This is a genomic window from Bacillus sp. AFS031507 (genome assembly GCF_002584635.1).
GTDB lineage: Bacteria > Bacillota > Bacilli > Bacillales > Cytobacillaceae > Neobacillus.
The window spans coordinates 299,833-313,855 of sequence record NZ_NUOW01000003.1 but is presented as its reverse complement, the minus strand read 5'-3'; the positions used below and the strand labels follow the sequence as shown (position 1 = coordinate 313,855).

Here is a 14,023-nt window from a genome sequence, read left to right as displayed (position 1 = left end):
ATGAAACTGTATAGGCATATGGGAGTAACACGCTGATATTAGTCTTTTATTTTCAACGATTTCTTCCATTGTTCATAGAGGTAAGGCTCTTGATTATTTACATGGTCTAAAAACGTTACCAATAAACCCAATTGTTTTAAGTCTTTGAAAAGTCGTTTTGGAAACGACCTTTGAATTTTAAAAGAATTAACATGATCTATGATTTTCAACTTTCCATTCTTATCATAGATTGAGTGTCGCAAGGAGAAATCAATTCTCATAAACTGTAAACTTCTGAGTTCTTTTATTAAATTGATAATTTCAATTGTTAAATCCTCGGAAATTGTCTTGGATTTTTCAAGAAATTCTTGTAAGGAAGGTCCAGTAAGGTATTCCATAATAATATAATTTTCTCCCGTTTCATAAACCTTTGGTAAAATAGCTGTTTTTTCACCGGTTTGTTGTAGTACCTGCTTTTCTCGAAGGCAATATATTTGTTTTGAATAAATTTTCACACAGCGGTCTTCGGATAGTTTAAACACTGCACCTTGTAATCCTTTTCCAATGATTGGATAGTCGGTTGGATTGGCTTGAACCTGAACTGGTTTTCCCGGCGTAACGACAATTTGGGTAAAATCATTCAACTTGCATTATCTCCTTTATTGGAAATTATTATTGTGTTGTGCTTCTTGTTAAAGCATATCCAGAGACTACTTTTTATGAAAATGGTAGAAGTGCATCAATAAATTCTTGTGCCGATTGATACCGTTTGAGTTTATACTTTCTTGTTGCTTTTCTCAGAACCTTTTGTAATTTCTGATTGGGAATCTGTTTGCACGCCTGTTTTTTTCGATACGGTGCAAAACCAGTTAACAGGTACAAGCATACACATGCAGCACTATATATATCTGAGCAGTAGTTTATATTAGCAGTAAAGAAATGATTTTGTTTCTTAAGTTCCGGTGGTCGATACCATCTCGTTGCCCCTCGATGATTTCCAATATATTCACCAGAGTCATTGGTGCGGACAGCAGAGCCGAAATCGATGATTTTTACTGTTTGGGGGTCATCATTACAAATTAAAATGTTATGTGGAGTAATATCGCAATGGAGAATGCCATGTTGGTGGATCACCTTTAACCCTTTAAGGATGTTAATTGTTATTTGAACGGCTAATTCTTGATCATGGATGATCCCTTTTTTGTAATGCCCAAGCCTTCCCCCTTCGTGATATTCTAAAACAATATACCCTTTATGTTCATCCACAAAAAAATCTAGACAGGTGATGATATGTTTATGAACCGGTAAGCTTCTTAGTATATCGCTCTCTTGTTCTGCTTCTCTTCTGCTATCAACCTTTTTTATTACTACCCTTTCATTTCGTTGATTCAGACCAAAAAAGACAAGGCTTGTCGCACCCTTACCTATAGTTTGATGATCCAGTGTATACTTTTCGAATGTAGCTCCCCCTTTGTGACCCCTGTTTTTTATATCTTATTATTAGTAAGACAAGAATTCCTGTATGTTTATCCATAAAAAAATAAGGTTGTCTCTAGTGGACAACCTTATTTTTTCAGGAAACATACGCTTCGTCTATTGGCAAGAGCCGTTGCAATCCACGAAGTTCTAATTCCATTAACTTATTCAATGCTTTTTCTTTTTCAATACGAAGTCCTGCATCATCCAATGAACAGCTCACTGGAACATCGCATTTTATTTCGGCAAGCAGTCTCGACAAATGGAGCATGTCTAAATCCTGCTCAATTTTAGTCTTATTTGACTTTGATAATCGATCTAAATTAGAGATTATGCCCTCAATATGTTCAAACTCCTGTAAGAGCTTAAGAGCTGTCTTCTCTCCTATTCCTTTTACACCAGGATAATTATCGCTAGGGTCCCCCATGAGGGCTTTTAAATCAATCATCTGCCGAGGAGTAATTCCTTTTTCTTCAAAGAAGGAATCTGGTGTATGAACCAGGTAATTTCCATAACCTTTTTTCAACAAAATAACAGAAATACTATCATCAAGCAGTTGCAGCATATCCTGGTCACCGGTTAGGATGGACACATGGGCAAAGTCCTTTGATTGATTAGCGATTGTTCCAATGCAGTCATCTGCTTCATAGCCTGCTAATCCAATATTGGGGATATCAAAGGAAGCAACCACTTCTTTTACTAAATCAAATTGTGGGATAAGCTCTATCGGAGCTTCACCGCGATTACCTTTATAATCTGAGAATAATTCAGTACGAAAGGTCTTACTACCCATATCCCAACAAACAGCGAGATGGGAAGGTTTAAATGATGAAACTGCCGTGAATAAATGCTTAACAAAGCCATGAATTCCATTGGTCGGTGTTCCATTTGAATTTATCATAAATTGTCCTGTAACTGCCGTAGCGTAAAAAGCTCGGAATAGCAACGCCATTCCATCAACAAGCATAAGTGAAGGCTTCTGATTAGTCATATTGGACCTCCTTATTTGGTGTCGTTTAAAAACAACACGCTATCCATTATAACATAAGTTGGCCTGAAAGATTATTCTATTTTATGATCAGCATAAGAGATCCAATCACTAAAGCTTCCAACATAAAGCTTTACTTTATTAAAACCAGCCTCCTTTAATGCCAGGTAATTAGGTGTGGCCGTGACCCCAGATCCACAGTAAACAATAATATCCATATTAGGTTCGATATCTGAAAACCTTTGTCTCTGTTCCTCAGCTTGTTTATATCGCCCGCCACGAATCCCCTCCATCCACGGCTTATTTATGGCACCAGGGATATGCCCGGCTTTTTTATCAATCGGTTCTTCTAGCCCTAGATATCTTTTTGATTCCCTTGAATCGATTAATATCTTGTTTTCCAGCTGTTTTTCGACTACTTCTTTTACTTCTTCGGTAGTTGCTAGTAATTCCGGCTTTAGGTTGTAATGGAATTTTACCTTTTCAAATGCAGGAATATCTTTTGTTACTGGATAATTTGCTGCTGCCCATCCATTAAATCCCTCATCAAGTACATAAACATTTTCATGACCAAGGTATTGAAGCAGCCACCAAAAGCGGGCTGCATACGCCCCTTCACCGGTATCATAGGCGACAACGACTGTGTTTTCATTAATCCCCTCTTTCTCAAGTTTCATGATAAATTCCTCAAGTCTAGGCAAAGGATGCCGTCCGCCATAGACTTGAACTGGATTTGATAAATCTTTTTCTAAATCAAAGAAAACTGCGCTAGGTAAATGACCTTTTAAATATTCCTGTCTCCCTTTTTCTGGTTCAGCTAATGAAAACCGGCAATCGACAACCCTTACATTGCTCTCGGTTAAGCTTTTCAATAACCATTCTTTGTCTTTAACAAATTTCACGCAGCTTCCTCCTCGTCATTGATTAATACTTTATAAGTTTTTTTGTATTTCCCTTAAATATTCAATAGAAATTCCGCCATCTAAGGCTGAAAGATAACTCAAATAAAAATCATTTACTTGTTCGTTCATTTGTTCTAATAGGCGATTGAATTCCTTTGTTATTTCATCTGAATAATGTGTTTTTAAACGGTGAGCTCCATGCGATAGATATTCATCCGCAGGCAAATTCAGCACTTGATACAGTTCATCACTCATGAATTTTTTTTCATTTTTTTCAAAAAATGATTTTGGATTTTTAAAGTACGACAAGGCTTTAGAAAATAATTGTTTATTCATATCTTTAAAAGCGATAGGAAATTCGATTGCTTGTTGATGCTTCACTTCAAATGCTGAAAAGGAAAGGTCTTGATTGATTTCTTGTAAATTTCGGATGAGACCTGATTGGTAATCAGCCAATTGCTTTTCGGCAAATCTTTCCAGGCGGACTGTCGTTGCTCGCAATTCCTGAGCAAAATCAAAGCCTAGACTTTCGAGAAATTCATCCAGTGCAGCTAGTAATACTTTTTTCAAATGACGACCATCATCCTTTAGTATGGCGGGATTAAATGACTCCCTAAAGAAATCTCCAAAGCGGAGGAAGACTCTTTGTTTAATGTAATAAACTAACTCTTCTGCTTCCTGGTACAAACGATTTTGCAAGTTTTCAATCGTTTGGTTTTTCAATAACACTAAGATAACTGCTTTTTGTTTTTCAATAGTCCCGCGTTTTCTCTCTTTTACAGTTTGGTCTTCCTGTGAACTTTTGATAAGTTTATCAATTAAATCATGAACCCGGGTTATTTCTTTTTCTGCAGAGGAAATAGCCATTTCCGTTAGTTCATTAGTAATAAAATGATAAAAGGCCTGCTCAAAGTTAGCCATTCCAGAATCCGAAATAGGATTTGAAATCTCCTTTTCTTTTAATGCCAGCAAGCTTGATACAGGATAGAGATGAGGATTTCTTATTCCATATTTGCTAAGCTGCTCCTCGACATATTCAATAACGGTTTCCTTTTCTTCTTCATTCTCAGCAAGATCAATGGCATTAATAATAAAGAACATTTTATCCATTTGAAAGGATTCCTTTACACGTCCAAGCTGGATTAAAAATTCACGATCTGCTTTCGAAAATGCATGATTGTAATAGGTAACAAAAAAACATGCATCCGAATTTTTAATGTAATCAAAAGCGACACCTGTATGGCGGGCATTGATAGAATCCGCTCCTGGTGTATCAACCAGAGTAATTCCTTTATTAGTTAACTCGCATTCGTAGTAGAGCTCAATCCATTCTACGAAGCAGGATTTTTCTTCATTAGCAACGAAATCGGTAAATTCACTTAAGTCTGTTTCAAGAACGATTCCCAAATAATTACCAAATGATTGATAACCTTTAGTAAATGCCTGTAAGAAAGCAATATGTGTCTTCTCCAAGACACCGCCTTCTTGCTGTTTTTGAAGCATAACCTGGTCAATTTTTTTGACCGCACCATCAAAATCATCTGCTTGGAGTTCAAAAACCCTTAATGAGCGATTTACATCTTCAAGCATGGCTGATGCTTCCTTAAACTTAACAAGCACGGTGCCATGCGGATGTCTTTCCGTAACAGGTTTAATTTTGTTAATGGCTGCAGTCGTTGGATTTGGTGAAACAGGCAGGATCTTAGCACCCATAAGTGCATTGGCAAAAGAAGATTTGCCTGCACTAAATGCTCCAAATAATGCTACGGTAAATCCCTTGTTTTCGAGTCTTTCCGCTTTTTCGGATAATTCTTTAGAAAGCTTATAAAAACCAGGGAGGTCTTTAATTAAGGATGAAGTCTTTAATAGACGTTCGACGGTTCTCTCCAAATGATTGCCTGATGGAAGTACCTTTGGATCATTTTTCGCACCCTCAATCACTTTGCCTTTCAAATCGTTCTTCTTGTTGCTACTTCCGTTTTCAGGCCTTAGCTGTGTTTTGACCACTTCATATTCTTCTTCGTCCTGACTAAAAAGATGATAAATATCTTCTTGTAAAATATCATCTTGTGTTAATAACTCTTCGATCTTTGTTTCCTTCAACTTAGCATTCTGCTTAACCTTTTCTAGTTCTGACAAGGCATTTAGGTATCGATCGTTTTTGCTTAGTTCCTGTTCATACTGTCCTATTAATTTAGCTGTTTGTTGCTTTACTGCTTTTAGGAACTCTTCCTTAAAAATAGCCAGTTTTTGTCGTGCGATTTTTTTAATTTCATTACCCACGTCTTCTGTGTAATGTAAGACATATTCTCCTGATACTCGTGCCCCAGTTTTAACAGTATCGGATAAAAGGTTTGCCTGCACATCGATTGAATAAGACTGCGCCAAGCCCTGTAAATCTCCCCCGTCAAGACCCATTTCCTTTAAGGTGCGTAGTAAATATTCGCGTACGTGCCACTCGAGCTGAGATTTTGTTTTATCATAAATATCATGATGAAAGCGTTCAAGCCTCACATTCTTCTCATCCAACGTCTTTTGCTTGGAAAATATGAATCCAACTTTGAATTCCGGTTGACATGATTCCAAATAACTCTCCGCTAACTCTCTGGTTTGAAATGGCATGAGGTATGCGTTTTTTAGTATTTGGGCAATTTGATGATCAAATTCCTTCTCTGTTCCGATTACCCCCTCTTTTAAAGTCCGGAGGTTTCCTTCCATTTCTCGAGAACTATTAGATAATTCACTTATTTCGTCCTCAGTTAATTCATTCAAAACCTCAACGATAGGTCTTAGCTCACGCTCATCTAATTTACTAAATTGAGCAATATGATCTTGGGTAATTTTTTTTAAGGAATGAAAAACCGATGGTATTAATAATTGGTCTTTAGAGGCCAATTTTTCTGTAATAAATTTCTGAAGATCATTGAATTCATTGAAGGCATGGTTTTTATTTTTCAAAGAAGTATAAAAAATTCTTGCTGGTTTCACTCCCCACGATGCAAACGAATCAACCACACTGTTTTGAAACTCATCGAAGCTCAATTCTTCATCCTTGTGTTTATCAATTTGGTTAATTACTAAATAAACTTCTTTTCCAGCTTGGGTTAATTCCTTTGTAAATAAAAAATTCAACTCTGCTTGGACGTGGTTAAAATCCATGACATATAGAACGATATCGGCAAGATGAATTGCTGATTCGGTTGCAATCCGGTGGGCATCATCAGCAGAATCAATACCAGGTGTATCCATGATTACCGTATTATCAGGTAAGCCTGAGTGACTGTGACTAATTTCAATTTCTTCAATTTGATCGCCGTCTTTGCAATAATTTTTAACTAATTCATAATCATACGGAGCTAAATAGATGCGAGGCTTTTCATTTTTGAAAAAGACCTTTGCATATTCTTCTCCAGCTTTTACTTTCACTAAGTTTGCACTAGTCGGAATTGGACTAGATGGAAGTAAATTCTCTCCAACGAGTTGATTGATCATTGTCGATTTTCCTGCAGAGAAATGACCACAAAATGCAATCATAAACTCTTTGTTCTTCAGCTTCTTTGCTAGTTGTTTTATTTTTTCCGCATTTTCATAATCTTCTTGTTCGTTTATATATTCAAATACTGAAACGATTTTAGTTTTTAGTGTTTGGATGACTTCTTCTTGATGGGCTATTTTCACCATTTACTTATTCCCCTTAGCAACTTTGTAATATTTTTTATTTTATACGATAATTCAAACTTTTCCTATCTTGACACTTCTTTTACATAAAACAAATTTTTTCCAAAAACGACAAAAGCCAAGGTGTAAGACCCTGGCTCCCAAAATACACTATTAATTTAATGTGTAACGTTTTTTAAGACGTGCTTCATGACATATGCATAAATAATAACCGTTCCACCAACTAAAGCAAAAGTCATTTGTAACACCTTCCTTATCAGACTTTCATTGAGAATGATTTTCATCGATAACCAAAGTTTAACATAGGTGATAATCATTTTCAATAGCCCATTTTTAACTGTCACAATTATTTAACAACTTTAGGTAGAAAACGATTACAATCCTGAAATGTCCCTTCATATTCCGTCAGCTCCCTAAGCGCCTTTTCCTCCTCAGGTATACGAATCCTAAGCACGATGATATTTAATATCGTAAATAAACTAGCTGTAAAATAAGCGTTGAACAACAATGGAATAACAGCCAGTTCAACCGCAACAACAAAATAATTGGGATGTCTGATAAAACGGTATGGTCCCTTTCTAATCACATTCGCATTTCTTAAGACAATAATTTTTGTATTCCAAAACCTTCCTAATGACGCGATCGCCCATATTCTAAATAGCTGGGCTATAAGAAAAACAATTATTAGGATGCCCCATAAAGGAGATAGACCCAAATTCATGAAAATTTTTTCACAACTTAAGAAAATAAAAAACAGTGCATGCATCGTCACCATATAACGATAATGCTTTTCGCCAAATTCAATGGCCCCACGTTTCTTCATCCACTTTTCATTGCTTTTTGCTATTCTTAGCTCAACAATCCGCTGAAGGCCGATGAATCCTACTAATATCAGAAATGAGATAATATCTTTCATTTTACTCCCACCTAAATAAAAGCAGTTCGGAACTGAAACCAGGTCCAAGCGCGGTACCAAGTCCTAAAGCATCCTGAGGAATATCCATCTCCATGTAACGTTTCAGCACATAAAATATCGTTGTTGAAGACATATTCCCAAATTGTTTTAACACTTCAAGTGAAACGTCAGTCATGGATGGAGGTAACTCTAATGATTTTACATAGGCATCTATCACTTTTTTTCCACCCGGATGAGCAATAAAATAGTCTATTTGTTCAAGGTTGATTTGATGTTCACCTAAAAATCCACTTACATTCGGCTTTAACCACTCCTCTATGATCTGGGGGATATCCCGAGAAAATACGACAAACAGCCCCGTGCTCTTAATAGCCCAGCCCATTACATCTAAAGAGTTCGGCATAAGAGTGGACTGTGTAGCAATGATGGAGGGGGATGTCGGCTTCTTCCTGAAATCTGAAAAGTATGAATCATCACCGCAAACCAAGGCACAGGCTACACCATCGGCAAACAAAGAAGTTCCGATTAAATTACTTTTCGAAAGATCGTTGCGCTGAAACGTTAGGCTGCAAAGCTCAACTGAGAGTACTAGGGCCTTTGCTTTTGGAAAGGCAAGACAATATTCATAGGCTCTCGATAGACCAGCAGCACCGCCTGCACAGCCAAGTCCCCAAATAGGCATCCTCTTTGTGTGTGAATTAAACGGGAGGAGATTCATGATTCTCGCTTCGATACTAGGTGTGGCCATCCCCGTGGTTGAGATAAAAAAAATGATATCAATTTCTTGATAATTAATATTTCGCTTTAAGTAATCCTTATTATTTAAACACTTCTCGATTGCTTCTTTTCCAAGTATCACCGCAGATTCAATATATGCAGAATTTTTTTCTTCAAAAGTATGTTCTTCTTTAAACCAATCGAGATTTTTAACAAAATGTCTTTTTTCAATTTGTCCATTTTGAAAAGCTCGTAAAAGTCTTTCAATATCCTTAAAGGAATCTGAGAAAAGCTCTCGTGCAAACTCCAAAGCTTGATTTTGATTAACTTCAAAAGGGGGAGTAACCTCTGCAACTGAAATAATTGTAGGCATGTTTTTTCTCCTTCAATCTATGTAAGGGTATTTTTTCCAGTTTAAAGGTTTTTATTCAAGAGTTTCAGAAAGCAAAAAAAAAGCTTCCCTATATAAAGAGGAAACCAAAAGTTTCCACTCTGGGAAGCAAACGTTTTGAAGGTTGTTGCTGTGCTCTTAAATTATATAATGGATATTGATTTCATTCATTAACTAATGATTTCCAGTTCCGAATTTCTAAATAAACAGCAAGAAAAATGCTTATTAATGTTTTTTCACCTTATTTTTTATCGGGTTGTTTTTGAACTTCAATTTTAATTTTATTTTTTACTAATGTTCCGCAGATTTTACAGATTTCTACCTGGTCATACAAAAGGCGGCAATTATCACAATAATATTTTTCCACAAAAACACACTCTTTTCTGAAGGAAAATATGAATTTCTTAATATCATATTTATAGGATTCCAAAGTGTGACATTCATTTCAAAAAGGGTGGTTAATTTCGTGTGTGAATGATTATTCAATTACTTTTATCACAGGTAAAGTGTGATAGTTCACATTTTAGTCACAAATAACCCCTGGCAATTGTGATATAAATCACTGTTACATCAATTTTATAATATTAACATAGTAGATATCTAAGGAATGAACATTTTGTGAACTGCTAATTTTGTTATTTTTTCTTCACAATTGTTTTGTATTATGAAAGAGAACTAATCATTTATTTTAACTACTCTGAAGGGAGTGCAGGGGGATGGCGAATGCGGAACTTAAAACAAACAAAAAAACAGAAATAGAAGACAGCTCTTCTCTTAAAGGGACATTAGCGTCCGTTTTCTTATTGGGAGCTTTTATTGTTGTCACTTGGGTAAGTGTCTATTACCTATTTGTTGAACGCTTTTAATAATTGAAGGGGGAAAGAATTATGCATATGCATAAGTTCGAGAAGATTTGGCTAACTTTCGGAATTAGTGCACTGGTAGTATTTTTGACAGTTGTGGGTGTAAGCGCATTCTATCTTGGCAACAAGCCGCCAAGTTGTTTAACTACGATTAATGTGGATAAGGTCGATCAAACAAAACCATTTGATAAACCAGGATTACATAAGGTTGAAGGTAAGGATTGGGACTATGAATTAGTATATGTAGCTGCAGCGTTCTCCTATAATCCAGTGAAAGTGGAAGTACCAGTTGGGGCTAAGGTAAAAGTTATTGCTACAACCAAAGATGTTGTCCACGGGTTTGAAGTAGCTGGCACAAATATTAACATGATGCTTGAACCTGGTTATGTCAGCGAATATACAACCACGTTTGATAAAGCTGGTGAATATTTAATTGTTTGTAATGAATATTGTGGTGCTGGTCACCATTTAATGAGTTCGATGATTGAGGTGGTAAAATAATGGCTAACTCGACAGCAGCAAAAGTAAAAGTTGATCCTCGTGATGCAAAGCTTTCAATGGCCCACTTTTTTGTTGCCTTCTCTGCACTTGCACTTGGTGGTTTAATGGGGCTTTTACAAACCCTTGTCCGTTCCGGTAAATGGGAGCTTCCATGGGGTATTGATTACTACCAAATCTTAACCGTCCATGGTGTTTTAATGGGATTGGTTTTAACGACATTTTTTATTATGGGATTTCAGTATGCTGCCGTAAGCAGAACCACTGGCGGTCATTCAAATGCTGCCCGCCGCACTGGCTGGATCGGTTTTTGGATCATGTTAGTCGGTACCTTAATGGCAGCTACCATGGTTTTACTTAAGGAAGCATCCGTACTTTACACTTTTTATGCACCTCTTAAAGCCCATTGGATATTTTACTTAGGCTTAACCTTCGTCGTTATAGGAAGCTGGATTGATGGTGCTTCACAAATCATGACCTATGCAAAATGGAGGAAGAATAATCCCGGGCAGCCAAGTCCGTTATTAAGCTTTATGGCTGTTATAAATACAGTCATGTGGATTATTGCTACTCTTGGAGTTGCAGCAACCGTATTGTTCCAATTACTTCCTTGGTCGCTTGGATTAGTTGATACTGTTGATGTGTTAGTAAGTCGGACTTTATTCTGGTATTTTGGGCATCCACTTGTTTATTTCTGGTTATTGCCTGCATATATGTGTTGGTATGCGATTATCCCGAAAATTATTGGTGGGAAAATTTTTTCTGATTCATTAGCACGTTTGTCATTTATTTTGTTCCTGCTATTCTCGATTCCGGTTGGTTTTCACCATCAATTAACAGAGCCAGGTATTGACCCTGCCTGGAAGTACTTACAGGTTATCCTAACATTCATGGTTATTATTCCATCGTTAATGACTGCCTTCTCTCTTTTCGCAACCTTCGAGAGATATGGTCGCTCAAAAGGAGCAAAAGGCCTGTTTGGCTGGTTTAAGGTTCTGCCATGGGGAGATGCTCGTTTCACAGTTCCATTTATTGGTATGGCATCATTTATTCCTGCTGGAGCTGGTGGTATTATCAATGCATCCAATCAAATGGACCAGGTAGTTCATAATACTATTTGGGTGACAGGACACTTCCATTTAACTGCTGCAACTTCGGTTGTATTAACGTTCTTTGGGATCTCCTATTGGTTGGTACCACATTTAACTGGACGTAAATTGACAAAAGCAATGAATAAATTAGGAATAATCCAAGCATGGGTTTGGTTTATTGGAATGGCATTCATGTCAGGTGCAATGCACTTTCAAGGTCTCCTTGGCGGTCCAAGACGTTCCGCTTTCTCTACCTACGGCGGGGCAAAGCAAGCAGCAGAATGGATTCCTTATCAAATCGCTCAAGCAGTTGGCGGGACCATTTTATTCCTAGGGATTATTCTGGTTATTATCATATTTATCAATCTTGCCTTCTTTGCTCCAAAAGGGGAAGAGGAATTCCCTGTTGCTGTTGCAGAAAATCTTGATGAAAAAGCACCAATGGTATTTGAAAACTGGAAACTGTGGCTTGGAATTGCAGCAGCCCTTATTCTTTTTGCTTACACGATTCCGTTTATCGATATTATTCAAAATGCCCCTCCAGGTTCAAAAGGATTTCAGACTTGGAGTAAATGGTAATAAGAAAAGCGGAAGCGCCTTGTTTAGGGGCGACCGGCATAAGACGAGCCGGCGTGAAGGTTGCTTTTTAACCTTCAGGACGGATTGGCTTATGACCCCGAGCCCCTAGGCGCTGGAGCTAGACAGTTATCTAAGTTCAAAAACTTATATTTTCTTATCTTGTAAGAAAAGGGCTTCAATCTCATCGATTGAAGCCCTTTTGTTTCATTGTTACATTGCTTTAATCACAATGAGCCTTTTTCATTTAACAAATAAATCTTTCTATATTTCTCATAAAGATAATCAATTAAATATTTAGGACTTAGGCCTTCTCCTGTAACATCCTGTAAGATTTCAAGCGGTTTTTTCATTTTTCCATATTGGTGGATATTTTCGGTCAGCCATTCTTTTATCGGCAAAATGGTACCGTCTTCGACTAATTGATCAAAGTTCGGAAGATCATCCATCATTTTATGCTTAAATTGTGCTGCATACATATAGCCTAAGGCATAAGATGGGAAATAACCAAAGCTGCCTCCTGCCCAATGGACATCTTGAAGAACTCCCTGTGCATCATTTTCAGGGCAAATTCCTAAGTATTCTTCGTACTTGTCATTCCAAATAGTCGGTAAATCCTTTACATCGATCTCATCATTGAATAAGCCTTTTTCAATTTCATAGCGGATAATAACATGGAGCGGGTATGTTAATTCATCTGCTTCAATTCTAATGAATGACGGTTTAGATTCGTTTATAGCGCGATAGAATTCTTCAATTTCCACTTGGTCAAATTGACCATTTGCATATTCTTTTAAAAGATCGTAGTTATTTTTCCAAAATGGTAAACTTCGTCCAAGGATGTTCTCATAAAAAAGAGACTGAGATTCGTGAATTCCAGTTGATGTTCCTGAACAAAGAGGAGTCCCAATCAAGTCTTTAGAAACATTCTGTTCATATAAAGCATGACCGCCTTCATGAATCGTACCAAAAACTGCTGTCCGAAAGTCGTTTTCGTCATATTTGGTGGTAACGCGGACATCGCCAGGATTTAACCCAATTGCAAAAGGATGAACGGTTTCATCCAGTCTTCCTGCTTGAAAGTTATAACCTATTTTGCCAAGGATCTTCAAACTAAATTCACGTTGTTTTTCCTTTGGAAATTTTTCATATAGAAAATCCGTTTTTGGTTTATGTGGAGATTTTGAAATTTGTTTAACCAAAGGAACTATTTTATCTCTTAATTCACCAAATACTTGATCTAAAACTTTCATTGTGATGCCAGGTTCGTACATATCTAATAACACATCATATTTATTAACTTCATGACCCCAATATGTGATAAACTTTTTTGTCATCGCGACAAGCTTTTCTAAGTAAGGACTAAATAAGGCAAAATCCGAATTTTCCTTCGCTTCCTCCCACACACTCTCTGCCTTTGACTGGAGAATCACAAATTCCTTGTATTCTTCAGCTGGGATTTTTTTATTTCTTTCATATTCTTTTTTACATTCTTCGAGGATTTTGCGAGTCTTTTCTGACAGTGATTGTTTTGATAAATTAGCTATGTATGCTGCCATCTCTTCAGAAGTAGACATTTTAAATACTTCGGATGATAACATCCCAATTACTTCGGACCGTTGTTCCACCCCTTGCTTCGGGGCCCCAGTTCTTAGATCCCAATAAACTAATCCAAGTGCTTCGTTGTAGGCAGACATCTTTTTCACATAATCTAGAAATTCTTTTTCTAATAGTTCATAATTCAATGCAATCCCCCCTTTTAATTCCCATTAAATTTTAACACATTATTCTGAAAAGTATGCAAAATACTGTTCACAAGTTAATAAAAAAACAACAGAAAGAAGTTCTGTTGTCAGAAAGGGTATTTTTCTCGGCAATTTTTTATTCTCAGCATTTAATTATTCATTGTACCCGCTAATGGGCCTGTTGATTTGCGCTCCAGGCACTT

At 36.8% G+C, this 14,023-nt stretch carries 12 protein-coding genes; 3 read left to right on the top strand and 9 right to left on the bottom strand.

Translation table 11 applies throughout. From position 1 onward, the window contains the following. Positions 1-38 precede the first annotated feature (38 nt). From COE25_RS05470 to COE25_RS05435, 8 genes are all read right to left on the bottom strand, one after another. The gene (locus COE25_RS05470) at positions 39-623 is read right to left on the bottom strand and encodes an AarF/UbiB family protein (protein ID WP_098931710.1); all 585 of its coding nucleotides are present in this window, start codon (positions 621-623) and stop codon (positions 39-41) included. A 73-nt stretch (positions 624-696) separates the two neighbouring features. Further along, positions 697-1,407, bottom strand: a complete 711-nt coding sequence (locus tag COE25_RS05465) for a serine/threonine-protein kinase (RefSeq protein WP_256942586.1) — start codon at positions 1,405-1,407, stop codon at positions 697-699. Between the two features lie 145 nt (positions 1,408-1,552). Beyond that, entirely contained in the window at positions 1,553-2,446 is an 894-nt protein-coding gene (locus COE25_RS05460; protein WP_088088735.1) for a 5'-3' exonuclease, read from the bottom strand. Positions 2,447-2,517: 71 nt separating this feature from the next. Then, the gene (locus COE25_RS05455) at positions 2,518-3,345 is read right to left on the bottom strand and encodes a sulfurtransferase (RefSeq protein WP_098931708.1); all 828 of its coding nucleotides are present in this window, start codon (positions 3,343-3,345) and stop codon (positions 2,518-2,520) included. A gap of 30 nt (positions 3,346-3,375) precedes the next feature. Then, positions 3,376-7,026, bottom strand: a complete 3,651-nt coding sequence (locus COE25_RS05450; RefSeq protein WP_098931706.1) for a dynamin family protein — start codon at positions 7,024-7,026, stop codon at positions 3,376-3,378. Between the two features lie 155 nt (positions 7,027-7,181). Next, positions 7,182-7,340, bottom strand: coding sequence for a hypothetical protein (locus COE25_RS30530; protein WP_180247417.1), 159 nt, complete (start codon positions 7,338-7,340; stop codon positions 7,182-7,184). Between the two features lie 29 nt (positions 7,341-7,369). Then, entirely contained in the window at positions 7,370-7,939 is a 570-nt protein-coding gene (locus COE25_RS05440; RefSeq protein WP_098931701.1) for an isoprenylcysteine carboxyl methyltransferase family protein, read from the bottom strand. Position 7,940: 1 nt separating this feature from the next. Next, positions 7,941-9,029 carry a type III polyketide synthase gene (locus COE25_RS05435; RefSeq protein ID WP_098931698.1) on the bottom strand — a complete coding sequence of 363 codons (1,089 nt, stop codon included), beginning with the start codon at positions 9,027-9,029 and terminating at the stop codon, positions 7,941-7,943. Positions 9,030-9,763: 734 nt separating this feature from the next. On the opposite strand from COE25_RS05435, the gene COE25_RS05430 reads away from it, so the two are divergent. From COE25_RS05430 to COE25_RS05420, 3 genes are read left to right on the top strand one after another with little or no spacing between them, the layout of a single operon-like run. Beyond that, positions 9,764-9,913, top strand: coding sequence for a cytochrome c oxidase subunit 2A (locus COE25_RS05430; protein ID WP_098931696.1), 150 nt, complete (start codon positions 9,764-9,766; stop codon positions 9,911-9,913). 21 nt (positions 9,914-9,934) lie between these two features. Next, entirely contained in the window at positions 9,935-10,411 is a 477-nt protein-coding gene (locus COE25_RS05425; RefSeq protein ID WP_088088742.1) for a cytochrome c oxidase subunit II, read from the top strand. Next, a complete protein-coding gene (locus COE25_RS05420; protein WP_098931694.1) occupies positions 10,411-12,078 on the top strand; it encodes a b(o/a)3-type cytochrome-c oxidase subunit 1 in 1,668 nt (555 codons plus the stop codon). Before COE25_RS05425 ends, COE25_RS05420 begins: the two co-directional genes overlap by 1 nt. Positions 12,079-12,302: 224 nt before the next feature. Here COE25_RS05420 and COE25_RS05415 read toward each other — a convergent pair whose 3' ends face one another. Next, positions 12,303-13,820, bottom strand: a complete 1,518-nt coding sequence (locus COE25_RS05415; protein ID WP_373605338.1) for a carboxypeptidase M32 — start codon at positions 13,818-13,820, stop codon at positions 12,303-12,305. Positions 13,821-14,023 lie beyond the last annotated feature (203 nt).